The organism is Variovorax sp. 10N420 (assembly GCF_056394705.1).
Window position 1 is genome coordinate 317468 of the sequence record NZ_JBFTIJ010000002.1, and the last position, 22567, is coordinate 340034.

The following is a 22567-nucleotide window of genomic DNA, read 5'->3' on the forward strand; positions in this document are numbered from 1 at the left end:
TTGAAGGTCAAGAGGCTAGCCCACCTCCTCGACGAACGCCTCCTCGCGCTTGGAACGGATGGAGGGCAACAACACGATCACCAGCAGCAGCATCGCCGCGATCAGCAATCCCATCGAGATCGGCCGCGTGACAAACACGCTCCAGTCGCCGCGCGAGAGCAGGAGGGCACGCCGCAGGTTCTCCTCCATCATCGGCCCAAGGATCAGACCCAGCAGCAAAGGAGCCGGCTCGCACCCGAGCTTGATGAACGTATAGCCAACGATCCCGAAGATCGCCACCAGCCAGATGTCGAACACGTTGTTGTTCGTCGAGTACACGCCGATGGCGCAGAACAGAACGATCGCGGGAAACAGCCAGCGATAGGGGATCGTGAGCAGCTTGACCCAAAGGCCGATGAGCGGCAGGTTCAGGACAACGAGCATCAGGTTGCCGATCCACATCGACGCGATCAGGCCCCAGAACAGTTCCGGGTTGCTGGTCATCACCTGCGGTCCGGGTTGGATGTTGTGGATCGTCATGGCGCCGACCATCAGCGCCATCACCGGATTCGGTGGAATGCCCAGGGTCAGCATCGGAATGAACGAGGTTTGCGCGCCCGCGTTGTTGGCTGCCTCGGGGCCCGCCACGCCGCGGATGTTGCCCTTTCCGAAGGGAACCTCGCCGGCCTTGAGCTTGATCTTCTTTTCGATCGTGTAGGCGGCGAAGGCCGACAGCAGCGCGCCCCCTCCCGGCAGGATGCCCAGGGAGGAGCCCAGCGCGGTGCCGCGCAGCACCGCAGGCACCATGTGCTTGAAGTCTTCCCTGGTCGGGAACAGCCCCGTCACCTTCGAGGTGAACACCTCTCGCTCATCTTCGGGACGAGCAAGGTTCGCGATGATCTCGCCATAGCCGAACACGCCCATGGCGATCGCGATGAAGCCGAGCCCGTCGGTGAGTTCCGGAATGTCGAAGGTGAAGCGCGCCACGCCGGAGTTGACGTCCGTTCCCACCAGGCCCAGGAGCAGTCCCAGCAGGATCATGCAGATCGCCTTGATCAACGACCCCGATGCCAGGACGACCGCACCAATCAGCCCCAGGATCATCAGCGAGAAGTACTCGGCCGGGCCGAACTTGAACGCGATCTCCGTCAACGGTGGCGCAAAGGCCGCCAGGATCAAGGTGCCGACGCAGCCCGCGAAGAAGGACCCGAGTCCTGCCGCCGCCAGCGCCGCCCCTCCTCTCCCCTGCTTGGCCATCTGATGCCCATCGATGACCGTCACGACGGACGATGACTCGCCCGGGAGGTTCACGAGAATGGCCGTCGTCGAGCCACCGTACTGCGACCCATAGTAGATGCCCGCGAGCATGATCAGTGCGGCCACCGGCGGCAGCGCATAGGTGGCCGGCAGGAGCATGGCGATCGTGGCCGTCGGGCCGATCCCGGGCAGCACCCCGATCAGCGTGCCCAGGAGGCAGCCGATGAAGGCGTACATGAGGTTCTGCAGGCTGACGGCGGTCGCAAAACCGATCGAAAGGTTGTTGATCAGATCATTCATGGTGTCGGCTCTTGCTCAACCGCTGATGAAGGTCGGCCATACCTGAAACTGCAGCTTCAGGCCGACAATGAAAGTGAGATAGCTGCCGATTGCCAGCACGGTCGCGAGCATGACGGCCAGCTTCATCCTGAAGTCGGCCCCCGCCATGCACGCGACGATGACGAGCGCATAAATGGCGATGACCAACCCCATGGCGGGAAGCCCGATGCTCCCAATGCCCGCGAGCAGGATGCCGAAGAGCACGTTGGCGCCGATCACGAAGCCCAGCGGCTTCCAGGCAATCCTGCCGATCGGGTCTCCGTCGCCCACGCGCCTGGACGTGAGGGAGCCCGCGACCACGACCAGCCCCAGCAGAGTCAGCAAGACGCCGATCATCAGCGGGAAGTAGCCCGGCCCCATGCGGGCCGCACTGCCGACGTTGTAGCCGGTGGCGCCCAGCGCGAACGCCGCCCCGACGGAAGCGAACAGGAGCCCGGAGGCGAAATTCTTCTTGCTCTTGATTTGCATAGGCAGATTACTTTTGGATCAAGGAGGTTGAAACGGAAACGGACAGGCGCCGGCCGTCGAAAGCCGTGGCTTGTGGGAATGGCTCCCACCTCGGCGCGGGGACTGCGACCTTGGTCAGGTCGCATTCAGGTAGGTCATGTTATGAGGTTTAATACCTCACGCTGTGAGCAATTACCCTTGCTGCCGGCCCGCTGTTACATTCAGCTCCCCTCCCCTTTCAACGCCGTCCATGCCCGCCGTTCGAGGATCCGTCGACAAGCAGCGCCTCGAAGCGCTGTCCGAGTTCAGGTACAGGCTGCGCAGCTTTCTTCGCTTCAGCGAAGACGCCGCCCGCGCCGAGCGCATCACCGTGCTCCAGTACCAGGTGCTGTTGCACACTCAAGGTTTCCCAGGTCGCGAATGGGCATCGATCAGTGAGATCGCAGAGCGATTGCAAGCGCAGCCGCATGGCGTCGTGGCACTCGTCTCGCGCTGTGAGGAAGCCAAACTGGTCAAGCGCCAGCCGAGCACCACCGACCGAAGACAGGTGGAGGTGCACTTGCTTCCGGCAGGACGAAGAAAGCTTGAGGCACTCGCCAAACAGTTCGAGACCCATGTGGCCGATCTGGCTGAGGTCGTGGCGTTCGCGGGCGGTTCGCGGTTGCCTTAGAGCGACGCGTTCTGGTTTAGGCGCCGCCACCAAGCGGCTTCATGCCTGCAAGTTCGTGTCTCCACCTGCGGCCAGCCGGATGACCTTCCGGCTGTTCGGCGGCACGAGATGGCCATGGCGTTCCATCGCATCGACCAACATCGGGATCAACGCCTAGGCGTTTGCCGCAGACCCGATCGGCAGCCTCCCACAGCACCGTCAGCGATTGGGAGCCAGGTCCGATGCGCAGGACCGGGGATGAATGTTTCACTCGACGGATCGACCACGAACATCACCCATGCCGCAGCACCTGTCGAGGGCCCCATGACACCCCAACCCCTGCTCTTACGCGCGCTGTGTACCGCAGTCTTCGCCAGCGCCTTCGCGCTCACGGGCTGCGGTGGCGGTGGTTCCGCCCCTGTGTCGATTACCGTTCCCATCGAAGAAGGTGCTCCCGCCGGAGGAGGGTCCGGCCGTGTGCCTCCCTCCGTTCGCGACGCCATCACGGCAGTCCAGGCCAAACCGGCATTCGCCTCCGCCACATGGGGCATTCACGTGATCGATCTCGCCACGGGCGGGGTGCTGCTCAACCAGGCCGGAGGAACCTCGCTGGTGCCTGCCTCGACGATGAAGGTCTTCAGCGTCGCGACGGCGCTTGAAAGATATGGCGCGGACTACCGGTTCCACACGCCGGTCTACCGCGTCGGAGAGGTCTCGAACGGCGTGCTCGCCGGAGACCTGGTTCTCGTCGCCTCCGGCGACTTCAGCTTCGGGCTGCGCGAACAGGCGGATGGCACGCTGGCCTTCAACAACCTGCCCGAGGTTGACCACAATTCCACCTACACCGGCTTTCCGGGCGGTGCCTTCGTCAAGAACAGCAATCCGCTTGCGGCGCTTGACGCGCTGGCCGCGCAGGTCAAGGCGGCAGGCATTGGCGCCATCACCGGCGATGTTCTGATCGACGATCGCCTGTTCGAGACTTACCGCAACTTTCCATCCGGAACCATCGCGCCGATCTGGGTCAACGAGAACGTCATCGACATCACGGTGACGCCCGGCCGGAACGGCGAGAAGCCGGCCATCGACTGGCGTCCGAAGAGCGCGGCCATCACGATCGAGAACGATGTCACCACGGTCGCCGGTCCGGCCGGGGCGCTGAGCGTGACGACGCCCAGCCCGGGCGTGGTCCGGGTCAGCGGGTCCATTGCGGCGGACAGCACCCCGGTGCTGACGATGTCCCAGATCGCCGATCCGTCGGCCTTCGCGCGGACGGCCTTCATCGAGGCGTTGGCGCGGGCCGGGGTCACGGTCGCGGCCCAGCCCCTGGCCGCTGCCGGCGCACTGCCCGATGCGAGCGCCTATCTCGACGCTGCCCGGGTGGCGGAACGCGTGTCCCCGCCGCTGTCGGAATACGTCAGGGTCATCCTGAAGGTCAGCTACAACCGCGGCGCCGATCTGATGCTCTGCCTGGCGGCGGTCAAGGCCGGAAGCCGGGATTGCAGCGATGGCCTGGCCGAGGAACTGAAAGTCCTCGGCAGTCACGGCATTGCCAGCACCTATCCCTTCGACGGCGCAGGCTCGAACGGCAACAATCGGACGACCGCGTCGGATATCGCGGGCTTCCTCGGCGCGATCGCACAGACCCCCACGGGCATCGCAATCCGCAACGGCATGGCGGTCCTGGGCGTCGACGGCTCGCAGGCGCAGAACGGCCTCGGCACACCGGCGGCCGGGCATGTCCGAATCAAGGACGGCGACCTCATCGCGGGAACCGCAGCCGGGCAGCTTATCGCCATCGCCATGACTCAGGCCGGCTTCATCGACGCCAGGAGCGGACGCCGGCTCGTCTACAGCGTGTTCGTCAACAACGCCGCCTTCTGGTCGTTCGAGGATTACGCCGCCGCTCGCGCGGAGTTGGCGAACATCGTCGTGGCGTTCCAGCAAGCCTATTGAGAACGGAGGAGAAATTCATGACACGCAACGCACTGATTTCACGCGCGCTGCGCGCCGTCGCCCTGGCGGGCGCTTTCGCGCTGGCGGGCTGCGGCGGCGGCTCCGGTTCGGATGTCGGCGCCATCCCTTCGACCGCCCCCAACCCGGCGCTTCCCCCGGGCCCTCCCGCGAGCGCCCCGGGCGCGGTGACGTGCCTGGACCATGACAACAAGCCCATGGCGGTCGCGCCCAAGACCATCACCATCAACAACGATTCCGATGGCGCGATCTATCCGATTCTGGCCATCGGCAAGAACGAGGAAGACCAGTGGGTTCAAGGATGTCTGCGCACGCAGGATCCGAATCCCTCCAACTACATCTACAGGCTGTATGTCAACGAGGGCCAGGGCATACCGCCGAATTCGTCGGTGACGATCACGCTCCCCCTGTTCAGCGAACTTCCGGCGGGGACCCTGCCGAACGCGAAATACATCACCTGGTGGAATGGCGGGCGCGTCGTGCTGGCCGACAGAAATGAGAGGCTGCGCCTGGACTCGGACCAGCGATTGACAACACCGGCCAGCGTGACGTGCATCGGGGAAGGCGCTCAGTGCGCGCTCAGTATCTATGCCGGCACGGAGGGGCTTCCGGAAGACATCTATGCGCAACTGTCGGAATTCACCTTGGGAGATTCCCTCGATCCTCCGGCTGGACAGACAACGCGGTGGCTTAGGCCGGACAACGTGGGATACAACATCTCGTACGTGGACCATGTCTATCTGCCCGTGGCGATCGGGCCGAAGAACAATCCCTATATCGGATACAGCGGATCGACAAGGTCCTTGCCGTCGTTCAGAAGCGCCCTGAATGCGTTTTTGCAGGCCGGCGCCGTCGGCGAGGGCTGGCCCGTCTACAACCTGTACGAACGGAAATTGCCGGGCGGCTACAACATCCTTGCCCAGCGCACCGGCACCTTGAACGACCACGACGTGCCCGTGAAACCCGTCAACCCGCCTGATCTTCCGCCGGTGTTGACCGTGATGAAGTGCATCGAGGGCGGATGCGACAACAACGAGAAGAAGGCCGGCAATTTCGGCGCAGCGGTCCAGAACATCCAGAATCTGTGGGGTTCCTGCGTCGCATGGACAGCGGAAGAACAAGCGAGCGGCTACATCACCGAACAGATCCCCTGCCCGGATGAACTGAAAGTCAAGATGGAAGCGGTCAAGGCTTTCTTCAAGAAGAGCCACGATCAGTACCTGGCGCTGCATGCCGGCAATCGATGCCCTCAGGCGATGCCGCAAAGGCTGGCGACCTTCACCTACTGGGAGGCCCTCCTGCACATCTATGGCTGGGTGCCTTTCAACGAAGGCTGCGGCTCAGGGGCGAACAAATTGGTCGACACGGTGATTCCAGGCTGGACGCATGCGACCATCCAGCCCATGTACATCCATGACCTGCAATACAACCACTTGCAGCAGTACGTCAAAAACGACACCCGGTTGACGTTCAACCCTTACGTCAAATTGATCCATGACGATCTCGGGATGAGCGCCTATGGGTTCTCCGTGGATGACGCCGTCGGGTTCATGAGCGAACTGGGTGACGGCCTGATCTTTGCCGTGGGCGGAGATCGCGGCCTGGAAACCAAGGGGCAGTTCACCTATTCGGGCGGTTTTTCCCTGGCGCTCGGCGTGCCTCAAAGCCAGGCTCCCCTTGTGACCCAGCCCTTGCTCAAGAAATACGGCGTATGCGCCTTCGGCAGGGAGGCCGGCGATCCGAATTGCGAGCAGGACAAGCAGGACGTCACCATGCCCAGCCATAGCCAGATCGCGGGGTTCAGGGTGGGCACGGTGCCTTCTTATCCCATCAAGGTGCGCTTCACCGACGCGAAGGACAACCGCTACACCCTGGTCATCAAAGCGCCGTTCCCCGAATGCGCGGCAGCGCAGTGCGACCCGAACAAGGCGCTGATCATCGATCCGGCGGATTGCAGCGTCGTCAACAGCAACGGCATGCCGCATCCCAAATCGAGCGCCTGGTGCCAAGCCGCCTATCCACACCAGACGAGGGAAGATCAAGTGACCAAGAACAGCCTGCAGGCCACGGTCGCGGTTGACTATTTGCCGTGACTCGATGAACCGCCCCGCCTCGCCACGGGGTGCGTTGTCGTCCCCTTTTGGGCTGGCGTTGTGGATGCTGGGCGGGCTGGGCGTCGTGCTCGGCCTGATGCTGTTTCCGCTGTTCACCTTCGAGGGCCTGCCGCCGCTGGCGGTCGCGACGGTCTGGGCCTTGCCGGTGGTGTTCTGGATCTACCTCGCGGCGGGCTTGATCGCCTGGTGGCGCCGCCCCCGCAACGGCGTCGGGATGCTGCTGGTGTGGACCGGCGTGGGGGTCTGGATCGTCGGCCTCAACAACACCACGGTGCCGGCGTTCCTGATGGTGAACGCGGTGGTCCCGACGCTCTATGGGGCGCTCGTCCATCTGTTGGTGGCGTTCCCGACCGGGCGGCTCTCCTCGCCGGGGGAACGCGCGCTCGTGGCCGGCGGGTACTTCGCGGGAACCGGGTTGCAAGTGCTGCGCTACTTCTTCGATCCGCCGGCGCCGACCGCCGTTTGGAGTCTTGCCGGCATGTTCAGCATGGCGCAATCGTTCGCCACCACAGCGCTCAGCGTGGCCGTCGCGATCGTCCTGATCGCGCGATTGCTCCGGGCCAGGCCCGAGCATCGCCGGCCGCTGGGCGTGGTCTATGGCTACGGAATCTTCGTGATGGTGTTCGTGCCCTTGATGGCGTGGGTGTTTCGCATCGGGTCGTCCGAGTACGGCGCCGAGGGGGAAATACGCGATTCGCTTCAGATCATCGCGGTCGCGGCACTGCCGCTGGTGGTGCTGATCGCGTTCCTGCGCGGCGGCTTTCTCCGCACCGCCGACCTGGAGACGCTGGGCGCGTGGCTGGGCGATTCAGAAGCGTCGCGCATTCCGATCCGCGATGCACTGGTCGCCGCGCTGGGCGACCCGACCCTCGCGATGCGCTACTGGTCGACGGAGTTGCGTCACTGGGTGAACGCGGAGGGCCTGATTGCCGCCGAGGCGGAGGGCGGGATCGGACGCGCCCGCCACCAGATCGACCTGGGCGGCGCGCCAGTGGCGGTGATCGAGTACGACGGCGATCTGCTGCGCGACCCGCACGAGGTCGAGCGTGCCGCCAACTTCGTCGCGCTGGCGCTCGAGCGCGAACGGCTCACCGTCGAACTGCGCGCCTCACGGCAAGCGGTCGTTGAGTCGCGCGAACGGCTGTTCAGCGCCGCCGATGCCGAACGACGGCGCATCGGCCGCGATTTGCACGACGGGCTGCAGGCCCGACTGGTGCTCATCGGCATCGAGGCGCAACGCATCGCCACCACACCGGCGCACCAAGTGGCGCAACGCGCGACTGCGCTGCGCGACACCATCGACCAGGCCGCGGCCGAGCTGCGCGCCATCGTCCATGATCTGGTGCCGCCGGCGCTGGTCGAACTGGGCGTCGCCGGGGCGGTGGAAGAACTGGTCCAGTCGATGCCGATCCCGACCCGCCTCGATGCGGCAGTGCCGGGACGGGTCGGCGACAGCGCCGAAACCGCAGCCTATCTGGTGGTGGCCGAGGCGCTGACCAACGTCATCAAGCACGCTGGCGCGACGCGCTGCACCGTGTCGCTCCATGCCGATGGCGCACACCTGCGCGTCGCCGTCACCGACAACGGCAACGCCCGCATCGATCCGCGACTCGGCACCGGCCTGGCCGGCATCGCCGACCGGGTCGCGGCGCTCGGCGGTGCGAGCGGCGTGGACATGCCACCAGAAGGAGGGACGAAGGTATGGGCGCAAATCCCCTGCGGGTCGTGATTGCCGAAGACGAGGCGCTGATCCGCCGCGGCCTCGAAGTGGTGCTCGCGGACGGCGACTTCGAGATCGTCCGCATGGTCGGCACCGCCGACGAACTGATCGCTGCCGTGCGCGACGAGTCGCCCGCGCTCGTCATCACCGACATCCGAATGCCGCCAGGCTTCACCAACGAGGGACTCGCCGCCGCGCTGGAGATCCGCCGCACCTGGCCCGCCATTCCGGTCTGCGTGCTGTCTCAATACGTGCTGGCGCATTCCGCGCGTGCGCTGCTCGACGCCGATGGGGGTGGGATCGGGTATCTGCTCAAGCAACGCATCACGCACATCGACGACTTCCTGTCGGACCTGCGCCGGATCATCGCCGGCGAAATCGTGCTCGACCCCTCTGTCGTCGAACAACTGCTCGCACGCGCCGACCAGGCCGGCACACCCGCGGCCCAACTCACGCCCCGCCAGCGCGGCGTGCTCGCCCTGGTCGCCGAAGGCCGCTCGAACGCCGCCATTGCCGCGCGCCTGTTCATCTCCGAGAAGACCGTGGTCAATCACCTCACGAGCATCTATATGACGCTCGGGCTGGAGATCGACGACGACGCCCACCGGCGAGTCCAAGCCGTGCTGGCCTATCTCTCCAGCCGCTAGCTTCAAGGATGCGCTTGGGAGCCAGGTCCGATGTGTGCGCCGGAGGGCGGTGTTCAACTCGCCACCGAGCCAATCCAACGTCTGCCAATCCATGACTGATTCGCCATTGACCGCTTCCCGCACCCTCATCGAGCCTTCCGCGTTCTCCACTCCCGGCATTTCGCGTCGCGCCTACCTGGGTTCGGCCGTGGCCGGGCTTGCCGCCCCGCTGCTGCAGGCCTGCGGCGGCGGCAGCAGTGGTTCCGGCACGCCAATCGCTCTGGCCGACCGTGAATCGGTGCGGTGGTGCCGCGAGGCCATCCAGGCCGCGCTCGGCCGACCTCAATCCGCCACCACCGCCGTGTCCGTGGCGCTGTTTGATGAAGACCGCGTAGTCTGGCGCGAGGCCTTTGGCTACGCCAACCGCGATACCGGGCAATTGGCGACCCCCGACACGCGCGTCTACATCGGCTCGGTCGCCAAGGTAATCGCCACGCTGGTCGTGATGATCCTGCGCGACCGCGGCCAGTTGGCGCTCGACCAGCCGCTGGTCGAACTGCTGCCCGGGTTCACCATGCTCTCCCCGGGCTACGAGCGGGTGACCGTGCGCCACCTGGTGTCCCACAGTTCCGGCTTCCCGGGTACCAACATGCACAACGCGTTCATGTTCGTGCCTTATCTGGACTATGCGCAGGACACCCTGCAGGAGCTGGCGAACTCGCACCTGAAGCACGAACCGGGGGAACTCGCGGTGTACTGCAACGACGGCTTCACCATGGTCGAACCGCTGGTGCGCGCGCTGACCGGGCTGCCCTTCTACGAATTCGTCCAGCGCGAAATCTTCGCCCCCCTGGGCATGACCCTGTCGGGCTATCCGGTGACGCCTGCCGCCGAAGGCACTTATGTACACCCGTACGCCGAAGGCCGCAGCCTTCCCCAGGAAATGCCCGCGCCCTATGCGACCGGCGGCGTTCTCACCACCCCCACCGACATGTTGAAGCTGGCGCAAATGTTCCTGGACCAGGGCGTCTACCAAGGCCGACGCATCGTCTCGGCCGACGCGGTGCGCGAGATGGGCGTCGAACAGGGCGCCCGCACGCGCATCAACCCCTCGGCTTCGTCATGGCGCTGGGGCCTGGGGTGGGACTCCGTGCGGCAGCCGGGCCTGGATGCTGCGGGGCTGCTGGCCTGGAACAAAAACGGTGGCACCGCCTTCTTTAATGCCGACTTCTTCGTGCTACCCGAAGCCCGGCTGGCCATGTTGATCAGCGGCAACGGCTTCGACTACGGCATGCGCCAGTTGGCCGAGGGCCTGCTGCTGCGCGCAGCCCAAGAGCGCGGCGCCATCAAAACGCTGCCGCCGGCGATTGCCGGGGCAGTACCTCCCGCGGCGTCGCCTGCTCCAGATCTCGATGTCTTGACAGGCGTCTATGCAAACTACACCGCCCCCTTCCAAGTCCTCGCGGCGGCCGACGGCTCGCTGACCCTGCGCCGCTGGAGCGAAGCTGGCTGGACTCTCGTGCAGGCCAATCTGCGCGCCCGCACCGATGGCCGCTGGTGGGCGGATGGACAAACTTCCACCTGCTACCGCTTCCAGACCGTGGAAGGGCATCTCTACCTGATCACCCGCACGCTCTCGGCCAACGCGCTGTACTGGGGCGAGGGCCCCCTGGGCGAACGACTTCTGCCGCTGGACACGCCGCTGCCGCCCGCGTGGCGCGCGCGCGTGGGGAGCCAATGGCGTCTTGCCAACGAGTCCCCCGATTCGACCCAGAGCCGCCTGCACTCGCCAGTGATCTATCGCATGGGCGAGTTGGCGGAGAGGCCGGGCTACGTCATGCTGAACAATGAGCAGTTGCTGCGCGTGGTGAGCGACAACGAAGCCGGCATGACCGTCAAGATCCCGGGCAACGAAGGCCGCGACCTGTACGAACTTTTCATGGTGACGGTGGACGGCCAGGAGGAGATGCACACCGGAACGACGGTCTGGCAGCGAGCGGCGGCATGACGAACAACGAGCAGCATTTGCGCGTGAATAAGGAAAGTGCATGAGACACGAATCCCCGGTTTTGCGCGCGCTGCACGGCATCGCATTCGTGAGTGCTTTCGCGCTCGCGGGCTGCGGCGGTGGTGGCGGTGGCGCGGGTGGCGCCAATGTCTCGGCGACGGAGCTTCCGGCCATCCCGCCGGCTCAGATCGACGCGGCCATCGCCCAGATCGACCCATTGGCAGCCGATCTGATGCGCCGCTCGGGCATTCCGGGCATGGCCGTGGCCGTGGTGAAGGACGGCAAAACCGTTTACGCCAAGGGTTTCGGGGTGCGCCGCTTGGGTTCGCCTGAAACGGTCGACACGGACACGGTCTTTCAACTGGCTTCGGTGTCGAAGTCGGTTGGCGCAACCGCGATGGCCACGCTGGTGAGCGGCGGAACCGTCAACTGGGACACGCGGGTTGCCAGTGTGATGCCTGACTTCAAGCTGGCCAGCGACGCGGTCACGCAGCAAGTGGCGATAGGCGACTTCTACGCCCTCCGTTCGGGCCTGCCGGCCGGCGCGGGCGACATGCTCGAAGTGCTGGGCTACGACCGGGGGCAAATCCTCGAGCGCCTGCGTTACGTTTCGAACCAGGGCTTCCGGACGCAATATGGCTACGCGAACTTCAGCATCACGGCCGGGGCGCAGGCCGCGGCCACGGCCGCCGGCATGGATTGGGAAACGATCAGCGAGCAGAACCTCTATCGGCCGCTGGGAATGGCGTCCACCAGTTCCCGCAACGCCGACTTCATGCAGCGGAGCAACCGCGCTTCGCTGCACGTCAAGCGGGGTGGCAACTATCAGCCGCTGTATCTGCGTCAGCCAGACGCCCAATCTCCCGCGGGCGGCGTGAGTTCCAGCGTCAAGGACATGGCGCGCTGGCTGGCCATGGTTCTGCAAAACGGCGTCTACGAGGGTCGGCAGGTGGTCAAGGCCGATGCCTTGTTGCCCGCCTTGAACGTGCAGATCGACCGGGGCCCGGCCGATGGTGTCTCCGCGCGTTCGAGCGGCTATGGCTATGGCTTCGTCGTCACTGTCGCGCCGTCTGGCCGCGTCAAGCTGGGGCATTCAGGGGCGTTCACGGCAGGCGCAAGCACGTCCTTCTCGATCATGCAATCGGCTGGCTTGGCGATTGTCACGCTGACGAACGCGATGCCCGTGGGGGTTCCGGAGGCGTTGAACTCGTCTTTCGATGATCTGGTCGAGTACGGCAAGGTCACGCGTGATTGGTATTCCATCACGCGAGCCGCATTCGAGCCGATCAACGATCCCTTGGGTTCGCTGGCTGGCCAAACGCCGCCGGCCCCGCCGGTTCCAGCCCTCGCCGCCACGGCTTATGCCGGCACCTATGCCAACAGCTACTTCGGCGACGCGGTGGTCGAAGCCAGCGCCGGCAATTTGACCTTGAAGATGGGCCCCGGCGGCGTGACGGTCTACCCCTTGCGCCACTGGAGCGGAAATACTTTCATCTTCGACTGGAGCGAAGGCGAAGGCAGCGTGATGAGAGTCGATTTCAATGAAGCTTCAGGCGTGGTGAATGGTGTGCAGATCGAGGCCTTTGTGGAAGATCAGACGGGCGGCGTGTTCACAAGGAAGCGATAGCCACATGAAAAAACCCAAATTTCGGGGCTTTACGTGGTCGCTGCCATTCCTGCTGAGTCTGGCCGCGTGCGGCGGCGGTGGCGGTGGCAATCTGATGGCGGTCTGTCGAGCCGGGCAGGTCGAGCTCGAATCCAACTGCGTCGACGCGACACAGACCGCCGATCTGGTGCGCGAGGTCGTGCGCGAGACGATGGCCGAACTCGACCTGCGCTCGGCCATCGTGGGTGTGAGCGTGGGCGACACACCGGTCCTCAGCCAGGCCTGGGGCGAATCCGCGCACGGCCAGGCGGCCACCGTGGACATGCATTGGCGCAATGGCGCAATCGGCATCTCCTACCTGACCACCGCCTTGCTCCAATTGCAAGACCAAGGCGTGCTCAGCATCGACGACAAGCTGTCGAAATGGCTGCCCGACTACCCGCGAGCCGGCGAGATCACGCTTGCCATGCTGGCAAGCAGCACGTCGGGCTATGCGGAATACGTGGACCCGGACGTCATTCCGCTGAAAGGCGACGTTGATCGGCAATGGACCCAGGACGAACTGATCCAGATCAGCCTGGCGCAGGGGATGAAGTGCGAGCCCGGCACGTGCTTTTTGTATTCGCACGCGAACTTCGTCATCCTCGGGCGTGTCATGGCGATGGCCAGCGGCAAGCCGGTCGCCGATTTGATCCGCACCGGCATTCTGGAACCGCTGAACCTGCGCGAGACACGCAGCGACTCGACGCCCTTCATCCCCGAGCCCGTGCTGCACGCCTTCTTGAATGTTCGGGGAAGCTATGAGGACAGCACCGGTTGGAACCCCTCGTGGTCTACCGCCGAAGGCGCAATCATGACCAGCACCATCCCCGACGTCATGCGCTCGGCGGAGGCAATCGCCACGGGCCGCTTGATCTCGCCCGAGAGCCACGCGCAGTTTCTGGAACCACGCACCGCCGCGTTCGCGCCGTGGACGCGCTCGCGCTACTACGGCCTGGGTATCTTTGTATCCAACGGATGGCTCATGCAGAACCCGGCTTTCTACGGCTATGCGGGCACGATGGCCTACCTGCCGGCGCAGAAGATCACGATCGCGGTCAGCACCACCCTGGGGCCTGATGCTTCCCCTGACGGCAATGCGTCGTCCACGATGTTTGAGCGGATCGCGCGGCGCCTGACGCCATCCAGCGCACCCGCATCATGACGCAACGGTGACTCAGCAGACACTTCCGGCTCAAATGCAAGACAGAGAGTGGCGCACTGCACTAGCTTCCAGCGTCTGCATACCGCTCGACCTGACAGGCATAGCTGCCGGGCCCCGATGAGCACGCCGAGTACGGATTGGGCGGAAGGGAGCAGCCGCCGAGGACACACAACAGCACGAAGCTGATCGCAATTTTGAACACTTTGGCCTCCTGAATCTTTGCTGTGACGTAGCGCCCATTCCCTGGGCGAGCTCGGTTCAAGCCGCTGCCCGCATGGGCCCCAAGCGTCGCATCTTGTCGTACAGCGTCTTGCGCGGCAGGCCCAGGCGCTCGGCTGCTGCGGCCGCGCTGCCGTTGCACGCTTCAAGGGCCTCGTTGATCAGGTAGCGCTCGAACTGCGCCAGTTGCTCGTCGAGCGTGCGTTCGATGTGAGTGAGCTCGCGCACGCCGGCCTCGCCGTCCCACAGGCCGAGCACGAAGCGGTCGGCGACATTGCGCAGCTCTCGCACGTTGCCCGGCCATGCATGCGCCACCAGTGCCTCCAGGTGGCGCGGCGCCACGGTGGGCAGTTCGCGCTCGTGCCGCAAGGCGGCCTGGGTTGCGAAGTGGGTGAAGAGCAGCGGGATGTCCTCGCGCCGGTCGCGCAGCGGCGGCAACTGCAGCAGCACCACGCCAAGACGCCAGTACAGGTCGTCACGGAACTTGCCCTCGCGCGCTGCGGCCAGCAGGTCGGCCTTGGTGGCAGCAACCACCCGGCAATCCATGGGCCGCAGCTCGTTGGTGCCCAGCCGCTCGAACTGCCGCTCCTGCAGCGTGCGCAGCATCTTCACCTGCAGGTTCATGGGCATGGTTTCGATTTCATCGAGAAACAGAGTGCCTCCGCGGGCATGCTCGATCTTGCCGATGCGCCGCTTGGCCGCTCCCGTGAAGGCGCCGGCCTCGTGGCCGAACATCTCGCTTTCGAACAGCGTCTCGGGCATGCCGCCGCAGTTGATGGCGGCAAAGTGCCCTGCGCGGCGGCGGCTTCCTTCGTGCAGGCAGCGAGCCACCAGCTCCTTGCCGGTGCCGGTCTCGCCCAGGATCAGAACATCGGCGTCCGAACTTGCAACGTCGCGCACCAGGCGCCGCAGCTGTTGCATGACTGAAGAGCGGCCAATGAGGCGGGCCTCGATCGATTCGAACCCAGCCAGCTTTGAACGCAGCTGCTCCACCTCCAGGCTCAGCGCGCGCCTTTCCATTGCGCGACGGACCACATCGGTGAGCTGCTCGGGTGAAAAAGGCTTTTCGAGAAAGTCGTAGGCGCCCAGGCGCATGGCCTGCACGGCCATGGTGATGTCGCCATGGCCGGTGACCAGAATCACCGGCAGCGCTGGGTCGATCTTCAGTGCGCGCGAGAGCAACTCCAGTCCGTCGATGCCCGGGAGCTTTACGTCCGTGACCAGCACGCCCCGCAGGCCAGGTGCAAGCCGCTCCAGCACTTTCTCGGCCGAGCCAAAGCCGGACACGTTCAAGCCAGCGAGCTGCAGAGACTGCGTGCTGCCCAAGCGCACGGCCGGGTCGTCTTCCACGAAGAGCACTTCCATTGCATTCGATTCAGGCATGTGATGTTTCCCGTTGTCCATGGCGCAGCACTGCGATGAAAACCGCACCGCCCAGTTCGCTGCGACCCGCCCGCAAAAGGCCGCCGAAGTCGCGAACGATGCCGGCAGAGATAGCCAGCCCCAGCCCCAGGCCAAGGCCTTGGTCCTTGGTGGTGAAGAAGGGCTCGAACACGCGCTGCGCCACTTCAGGCGCAATGCCCGGGCCGTTGTCGTGCACCTCCACCACCACGTTGGCGCCCGAGCGGAACACAACGATGCGCACGCGGCGCCGGCCCTGCGGCTTCGTCAGCGCGGTTGCGTCGAACGCGTTGACCAGAAGGTTCACCAGCACCTGCTCGAGCCGGTTGCCCTCGCACAGCGCATGCAGGCCTGGCTGCACCCGCTGCTCGAGCTCAATGTGCTCCTGCCTGATGCGCTGCTCCAGCAGGAACAGCGCATCACTGATCACGTCCGCCAGCGGCACCGGCTGCAGTTCGACGCCCGAGCGGCGCGCAAACTTCTTGAGCTGCGCGGTGATCTGCCCCATCCGGTCGGTCAGCTGGCAGATGGTGCGCAAGTTCAGGTCCACCTGCTCCGCCTGCCCGCGCTGCAGGAACACCACAGCGTTGGCCGACAGCGTGCGCAGCGCCGCCAGCGGCTGGTTCAGCTCATGCGTGATGCCTGCAGACATCTGGCCCAACACGGCCATCTTGCCGGTCTGCACCAAGTCTTCCAGCGTGTTCTTCAGGATCTCCTCGGCCCTCTTGCGTTCGGCCACCTCGGTCTGCAGATGCTGGTTGGCTTCGCTCAGCGCCTCGGTGCGCAGCTGCACCTTGTGTTCCAGCTCGTCGTAGGCGCGCTGGAGCGCTTCGCGTGCAGCCAGTCGCTGGTGCACGATGCGGCGGCGCTGCTGGAAGAACAGCACCAGCAGCGTGAGGAACACCAGCGCGAACATGGTCAGTACCGCCGCTGTGCGCGCAGACGCATGCACAGGACCCATGTCCGACAGCATGATCAGCTTCCAGTCGGTGCCTTCCACAGCCCGCGCGTCCAGTAGCAGGTCGGGCCCGAAGCGGACGGCGGCCGACCGGCCGGGCGCACTGTCGGCGCCGATCTGCACCACTTTCGCCGCACCGCCCGACATGGGCTGGTGCTCGCGCATGGCCAGCGGCGTGAGCGTGCCTGCCTCTGTGTACTGGCGCGTCTGCGCCAGCTGCGCCTGCGTCTGGGTGGAAAGCGGGTGCAGCGTGCGGAACTTCCACCCCGGCACGGACGACAGCACCACCACGCCGTTGCTGTCGATGGCCAGCACCTTGTCGGCCGAACTCGACCACGCCGCATCGAGCTTGTCCAAGCCCACCTTCACGGTTGCCACGCCAATCTGCCGCCCGCCGTCCGAAACGGCAAACGAGAAGTAGTAGCCGGCCTCTCGGCTCACGGTGCCGATGCCATAGAAGCGGCCCGGAACGCCGCGCATCGCGTCGTGGAAATACGGCCTGTACGAAAAATTCATGTGCACGAAGCTGCCCGGTTGATCCCAGTTGCTGGCGGCCAGCGTCAGGCCAGTGGCGTCCATCACGTAGCTTGCACTCGCCTGTGCGTGGGCGTTCACGGTTTCAAGATAGCGGTTGGCGTCTTGCCGCAGGCTGTCGTCGCCGGGCGAGCGCAGCAGGTCCAGAACATCAGGACTCAACGACAGGACCTGCGGCAGGTACTCGTAGCGGCTGAGTTCGCTGCGCAGGCTGGTTGCATAGATGTCGAGCCGATGCAACGTGCCCTGCTGAAGCGAGCGGATGCCGCTGCGCTCGGCCGCAAGATAGGCCAGCGCACCTGACGCCGCGGCCAGGCAAACCCACGCGCCGACGGCGAGCCAGCGCCACCATCGCGTGTGCGGCGCGGGATGTTCCCGAAGCTCGTCCAGGGAGCCGGTCAGGCTGGCACGGTAAGGCTCGGCGAGCCTCAACACGGTACGCCCAGCCGAAAGGAGCAATGACACAGGAGCGGGAAGCGGTGCCGCTTGGGTTGGCAACAATGGGAAGCGATCATAGGGACGCGCTTCCCCAAGCGGGAGGTCGGAATTACCCTGCTTGCGCTCTGCGGCCGCTTCACCGCACCGGGCTCCTAGTCCGCGTAGATGCCCGCGGCCCTGATGACCGGCCCGAAGCGCTCCACTTCGGCCTGCACGAACTTCTTGTGCTCGGCCGGTTCCTCGCGCTTGTCAGCCATCACCACCGCGCCCAAGCCTTCCTGCTTCTTGATGAAGTCCGGGTCTTTCAGAGCCACCCTGAGCGCATCGTTGAGCTTCTTGAGCACTGGCGCTGGCGTGCCCTTGGGCGCGTACATGCCGTGCCAGATCGTCACCTGGAAGTTCTTCAGGCCCGACTCGTCCAGGGTCGGAATGTCCTTGAGCGCGGGCGTGCTGAGGCGCTTCAAGGTGGTCACCGCGTAGGGCTTGACCTTCTTCGCCTCGATCTGTCCGGTGGTGTTGGTGGTCTGGTCGCACAGCAGGTCGATCTGCCCGCCGATCAGGTCGGCAATGGCCGGTGCCGTGCCCTTGTACGGCACGGTGGTCATCTCGGCCTTGAGCTCGCTTTGAAACAGCAGCCCGCACAAGTGCGAGGCCGAACCGATGCCCGCATTGCCGAGGTTCACCTTGCCCGAACTCTTGGCGATCCACTCGCGCAGCTCCTTGAAGTTGTTGGCCGGCAGGTCGGGCTTGCCGATGAGCGTCATGGGCACGTCGTTGATCATGCCCAGGTACTCGAAGTCGGTGTCGTATTTGTAGGGGAGCTTGCGGTACAGAACGGGGGTGGTGGCCATGCCCACGTGGGTGATCAGCAGCGTGTGGCCATCTGGCTTGGCGCGCGCCACCTTGGCGTTGCCGATGGTGCTGCCTGCACCGACGGTGTTGTCCACCACGATGCTCACGCCGTCCAGCGGCGTGCGCAGGGCCTCGGCAAGGTCGCGCGCGACGCGATCGGTGGGCCCGCCGGCGGCAAAGGGCACCACCAGCGTGATGGGCTTGCCATCCGGGAAATTCTGGGCGTGGGCGCTTATGGATGCAGCGGTGGCTGCCATCAGCGCGATGGCGGGAAGGATCTTTTTGTAGGCGTTCAAGTTTCACTCCGCATGGCGGCAGGTGGTTGGAAAGAAAAGTGGAAGGAAAAGCCGGAAAGATCGGCCGCCGGGCGCACCCGGCGGCCGACCGATCATTGCGGCAGGCTTGGCGTCAGCTGGCCCGTGATGTCGAACAGGAGATTCACCGTCGAGGGCCCGAACGACAGCCACGTACCGGCTAGCGGCTGCTGGCCAACGCCCGGCTTCGTCCAGTCGCACACGCCTTCGGGGAATGCGGCGTTCAGCCGCGCCCATTGCGGGCCGCTGAAGATCACGCCGTAGTCCGACGGGTTGAGCGGCTTGAGCTGGCACTTGGCAATGTCGTCAACCAGCGGCCCCCCGGCTGCCATGCGCGGTGTGGTGCCTGCCGGGTAGAAGGTGTTGCAGGCGCCCGGGCCGAATGCGGTCTGCTCTTCCTCGTACTTCAGGCCATTGGCCCAGCAGGCATCCTTCAGGTCGGCCGGGCGATCTGCGCGAACCTTCTGCGCCAACGTGCGATCCGAAGCGTCGGCCTTCACGGCGCGCAGCCAGCGGTCCATGGCATCGAACGCCTCGGCGCTGCTTGCGCCCTTGGTCCACATCACGTGGTTGCCGATATCGCCATTGGCTCGGCGCAGGCGCTCGCGCATGGAAAACGAGTGGATCTTGGTGTGAATGTCGCCGCCGACCGTCTGATCGTTGTAGTCGCGCAGGTCGATCACGGCGGTAGAGGCGAGCCCCCCGGCGCCGTTGACGATGCGACCCGACTGGTAGGCCCGGCGCAGCGCTTCGATGTCTCCGACCGTGCGCGTTGCGGTACGTTTCATGTCGCGGTCCACACCGCCGACCCGCTCGTTGAGGTCCAGAAACTTCTCGAGGCTCAGCTTGCCCTCGTTGAGCGCGTTCAGGCCGTACTGAATGCCCACGTTGTCGATGGGTCGCAGCGCAAAGCCTTCCTGCGCCGTCTTGCCATAGACGTTGATCGTGTGGTCCCACACGGTGGCGCGCGCTCCGGTCGGGTTGTTGATCGGGTGGTAGCGCTGCGCCGCCGGCACGCCCGCGGGGAAGGACACCACCGGGTCCAGCCGGCCGGCGCTGTTGCTCATGTTTGAGATGTTGCCGATCTGCAGGTAGCCCGAGATAGCCTGCTTTTCCGCGACCGTGTAGCTCAACGCGCTCGTGGCCGGATCGTTGAAGTAGTTGTTCAACACCCGGGAGTCGTGCAGCTTGAAGATGGTCGACGAGGTCACGTCGGCAAACACCTGGCTCACCACCACACCGTCGAAAAGGCCCGGATAGTTGTCGCTGGTCTGGTGGCTCTGGTACGAACCCCCAGAGCCGCCGGTGCCGATTGTGTAGTCGGGTACGCCGAAGTTCTCGATAAAGCGTTCCTTCACCATCGCAATCGTCTCGGACGAAAGTTGGTCGTTGCAGTTGGTGCCGAACACGTTGAGTGTGGACGTGGTCACCGCCAGCCCGCGGCTCTGGTAGGTGGGATTGATCAGCGTGCCGAAGTCATTGCCCTGCTGGAACCACCCGCCCTGGCAGCCGCCCCCTAGCGGATAGATCACGCCGCCGGTCCAGCCGGCCGGTCGCGACGTGGGCGACGGCGCAGGCTCGTTGAGCACGTCATGCAAGATGGCCGACTGGTACAGCGCGCGATTGATGGTGCCGCTTTCCAACCGCACCACATAGGGCACCGACTTGCCGTTCACGGTCAGATAGCTCATGTTGGCCGGGTACGAGGTGATTTCTTCCGGCACGAACCGCGTGTTGCCGCCGGCGGTGTTGCGGTAGTAGTAGTCGACTCGGGTCACGACAGAGCACTTGTCGTCGCCCGTGGGCGTGAGCTTCTGGCCGCCCATGCGGGTGAAGGTTTCGTAGCCACACACGAAGGGCTGTTCGTGCGGGCCAGAGATCATCGGCCCGGTCACCGGGTACGCGGTGAGCACCTGGTGCGCGCGGTAGCCGCGGAACTTGGCCACCAGGTCGTTGTTCCCCAGCTTCAGACCCGTGAGCTTGCCGATCAGCCGGCCGGTCACGGGATGCGTCTGAAACACATCGGTCACGTCAGTGCCATTGAGCGTGACGGAGAAATCCTGACTCGGTTGCGGCGCCAGCTTTTCCAGTTCGACCAGCGCGTCGTCGCCCGACACCAGGTGGGGCTTGGACGACAGCACGTTGATGCGGATGGTGGGCGCGCTATTGCGCGGCTCGCCGGGAACATCGTTGCCAGGCTTGGCCGCCGAAAATGCGCTAGCGGTTCTCGTGCCGATAGCGCCGCCGCCACCGCCAGCGCCATCGCTCCCTCCCCCGCAGGCTGCCACGATGAGTGCGGCGCCAAGCGCAGTGATTGCGCTCGGGTGCCCAGGCACGCGAGCGCGCGCCAGGACTTTGTCGGTTCTGTTCATTGATCTGTCTCCTTCTTGGACTTGCAAAAAGCACGGACCCGGCGCCGAATGCAATTGCCACTTCTCTTCGCGGCGCGTGGCGGCCAGGGCAAATCGTGAATAGCAACGCACATGCCAATCGGCACATGGCTTGCAAGTCGTTGAATTCAAAGGAGCGCGCCCGTGATGCTCAGGGTTTTCCCCGGCGCTTGCGGATGGAGATCCGCACAGCTGGAATCGGCTTTGTCTGGAAAATGGCACGCGAGCATCGTCGGGACCTTCCCCGCGCTGAATGCGCGACCAGCAAACGAACTGGAACGCTGGATCGATGAAATCGAGCGGCACCTCGCCGAACACGGGACCAGGTGCCATGCCCAAGACGGCAGCGCTACCGAATCGCGCGAATCGACCCAGCCCCCTTGCGCCCCGCCATCGCACTCGAGATTTCAGCCCCGCGCTCGCGCAGATCCTCGCCAAGCGCCTTGATGTCGGTCTTCGTCATCTGCGCGCCGATGCCCACGGCACTGATGGCCATCAACGGCTTCTTGAGTTCGTCCAGCACGGCCGTCGAGACTGTGGTGACACCTTTCGCGTAGTGCCCGTGGTCAACGGCGTAGCCGCGCTTGCGTGCCTCTTCAACTTCCGTTGTGACGCAGAGCGACCTCCCGCAGATGCGGCTTGACCATTGCGATATAGCTGGCTTGCTCGAGAGTCCCCTTGGCAAGGGCAAGCAAGCCCAGGCCCACCGAATAGGTCTTGGTGGTTTCATCGAAGACGGCAAGCCCCTCGTGCACCAGTGTCTTGAGCAGATTGAAGCACGTGCTCGGATTGAGCTCGAGGTCGCGCGCAATGCGACTGACGCCGACCGGTGTCTGTGCCGCCGCAAGGTAGCGCTGCCACGCGTGCGCGCGCCGCGTCGGCGAAGCCGTCGACCGAAAGCACCTCCGTGGCAAGACCAAAACCCAGTGCCTGCCTTGCAGCGAGTTCCCGGACTGCCTGGTTGTCGCAGAGTGTGCGCACCAGTACGCGACAAGCGATTTCCGAACGAGCAAAGGCCATGAAGAATCGGTCGCGGAAAGCCGGCGGCGAGCGCTACAGGGGGATCGACGTGCAGTCGGAGGCCTGACAACAAGCGTCGACCTCAGGGTCGCCAGGAGCTCTCCGGTGGAGGCGTCCTTTAAGAGCCTTCGAGTGAAACTTTTTGGCGCCGTAGTTCGGGCGTTTGTCGACGACATCCTCGACGCAAGTCTCCCCGACGACGACTCCGTCGGGCGTCAATCGACCATGCATCTGCAATGACTGCTCACCATGCAACACCCTTCGGGCGTCCACACTGGTACCTTCTTCGCCCAGCCAGAAGCCAGGGCTCCCAAGGACGGTCGCCATGCTGGGCAAGGTCTGGAGGTCCTTCTCGTAGAGGAAAGAAAGATCAAGCGGGTCGGGTGGTTCCTGCGGGCAGCAAACGCTAAGCCCGTAGAGGAGCGTATCGCGCAAACCATACGCTTGCTCGATCGGCTAAAACTTCCAGTTCTTCAGGTGCTCAAGATCCACGCGCGACCTTTTGTCTAATGGCCGACCTT

The 22567-nt window shown here is 64.8% G+C and carries 15 protein-coding genes and 2 pseudogenes; 9 read left to right on the plus strand and 8 right to left on the minus strand.

What is annotated here, in order from left to right; all coding sequences use genetic code 11:
- Window positions 1-15: 15 nt before the first annotated feature.
- Together AC1DEK_RS05965 and AC1DEK_RS05970 are read right to left on the minus strand one after the other, a co-directional pair.
- Window positions 16-1536, minus strand: a complete 1521-nt coding sequence (locus AC1DEK_RS05965) for a tripartite tricarboxylate transporter permease (protein ID WP_478124294.1) — start codon at window positions 1534-1536, stop codon at window positions 16-18.
- A gap of 15 nt (window positions 1537-1551) precedes the next feature.
- Window positions 1552-2043, minus strand: a complete 492-nt coding sequence (locus AC1DEK_RS05970; RefSeq protein WP_478124295.1) for a tripartite tricarboxylate transporter TctB family protein — start codon at window positions 2041-2043, stop codon at window positions 1552-1554.
- Window positions 2044-2272: 229 nt separating this feature from the next.
- Here AC1DEK_RS05970 and AC1DEK_RS05975 point away from each other — a divergent pair, with 229 nt between their 5' ends.
- From AC1DEK_RS05975 to AC1DEK_RS06010, 8 genes are all read left to right on the plus strand, one after another.
- Window positions 2273-2692, plus strand: coding sequence for a MarR family winged helix-turn-helix transcriptional regulator (locus AC1DEK_RS05975; protein WP_478124296.1), 420 nt, complete (start codon window positions 2273-2275; stop codon window positions 2690-2692).
- 237 nt (window positions 2693-2929) lie between these two features.
- The gene (dacB, locus tag AC1DEK_RS05980; RefSeq protein WP_478124297.1) at window positions 2930-4624 is read left to right on the plus strand and encodes a D-alanyl-D-alanine carboxypeptidase/D-alanyl-D-alanine endopeptidase; all 1695 of its coding nucleotides are present in this window, start codon (window positions 2930-2932) and stop codon (window positions 4622-4624) included.
- Between the two features lie 17 nt (window positions 4625-4641).
- Window positions 4642-6735 (plus strand): hypothetical protein, encoded by a 2094-nt coding sequence (locus AC1DEK_RS05985; RefSeq protein ID WP_478124298.1) that lies wholly within the window; start codon window positions 4642-4644, stop codon window positions 6733-6735.
- 64 nt (window positions 6736-6799) lie between these two features.
- Window positions 6800-8485, plus strand: a complete 1686-nt coding sequence (locus AC1DEK_RS05990) for a sensor histidine kinase (protein ID WP_478124299.1) — start codon at window positions 6800-6802, stop codon at window positions 8483-8485.
- Window positions 8458-9123 (plus strand): LuxR C-terminal-related transcriptional regulator, encoded by a 666-nt coding sequence (locus AC1DEK_RS05995; RefSeq protein WP_478124300.1) that lies wholly within the window; start codon window positions 8458-8460, stop codon window positions 9121-9123. Before AC1DEK_RS05990 ends, AC1DEK_RS05995 begins: the two co-directional genes overlap by 28 nt.
- A gap of 106 nt (window positions 9124-9229) precedes the next feature.
- Window positions 9230-11110, plus strand: coding sequence for a serine hydrolase domain-containing protein (locus AC1DEK_RS06000; protein ID WP_478124301.1), 1881 nt, complete (start codon window positions 9230-9232; stop codon window positions 11108-11110).
- Between the two features lie 40 nt (window positions 11111-11150).
- The gene (locus AC1DEK_RS06005; RefSeq protein ID WP_478124302.1) at window positions 11151-12737 is read left to right on the plus strand and encodes a serine hydrolase; all 1587 of its coding nucleotides are present in this window, start codon (window positions 11151-11153) and stop codon (window positions 12735-12737) included.
- Window positions 12738-12741: 4 nt separating this feature from the next.
- Window positions 12742-13920: a serine hydrolase domain-containing protein gene (locus tag AC1DEK_RS06010; RefSeq protein ID WP_478124303.1), complete on the plus strand. Its 1179-nt coding sequence runs from the start codon at window positions 12742-12744 to the stop codon at window positions 13918-13920.
- Between the two features lie 258 nt (window positions 13921-14178).
- Here the strand turns inward: AC1DEK_RS06010 and AC1DEK_RS06015 are convergent, their stop codons facing one another.
- From AC1DEK_RS06015 to AC1DEK_RS06030, 4 genes are all read right to left on the minus strand, one after another.
- Complete coding sequence (locus tag AC1DEK_RS06015; protein WP_478124304.1) at window positions 14179-15522, minus strand: sigma-54-dependent transcriptional regulator; 1344 nt, start codon at window positions 15520-15522, stop codon at window positions 14179-14181.
- Window positions 15515-17467: a sensor histidine kinase gene (locus tag AC1DEK_RS06020; protein WP_478124305.1), complete on the minus strand. Its 1953-nt coding sequence runs from the start codon at window positions 17465-17467 to the stop codon at window positions 15515-15517. The genes AC1DEK_RS06015 and AC1DEK_RS06020 overlap by 8 nt, the downstream gene beginning before the upstream one ends.
- Before the next feature lie 155 nt (window positions 17468-17622).
- The gene (locus AC1DEK_RS06025) at window positions 17623-18579 is read right to left on the minus strand and encodes a tripartite tricarboxylate transporter substrate-binding protein (protein ID WP_478124699.1); all 957 of its coding nucleotides are present in this window, start codon (window positions 18577-18579) and stop codon (window positions 17623-17625) included.
- Between the two features lie 131 nt (window positions 18580-18710).
- On the minus strand, window positions 18711-21008 hold the full coding sequence (locus AC1DEK_RS06030; protein WP_478124306.1) for a DUF6351 family protein: 2298 nt from the start codon (window positions 21006-21008) through the stop codon (window positions 18711-18713).
- 240 nt (window positions 21009-21248) lie between these two features.
- Here AC1DEK_RS06030 and AC1DEK_RS06035 point away from each other — a divergent pair.
- Window positions 21249-21344: pseudogene (locus AC1DEK_RS06035) on the plus strand (nitronate monooxygenase); the annotation flags it as partial.
- Between the two features lie 31 nt (window positions 21345-21375).
- Here the strand turns inward: AC1DEK_RS06035 and AC1DEK_RS06040 are convergent.
- Window positions 21376-21940: pseudogene (locus AC1DEK_RS06040) on the minus strand (IclR family transcriptional regulator domain-containing protein).
- Window positions 21941-22079: 139 nt separating this feature from the next.
- Window positions 22080-22481: a hypothetical protein gene (locus AC1DEK_RS06045; RefSeq protein WP_478124307.1), complete on the minus strand. Its 402-nt coding sequence runs from the start codon at window positions 22479-22481 to the stop codon at window positions 22080-22082.
- Window positions 22482-22567 lie beyond the last annotated feature (86 nt).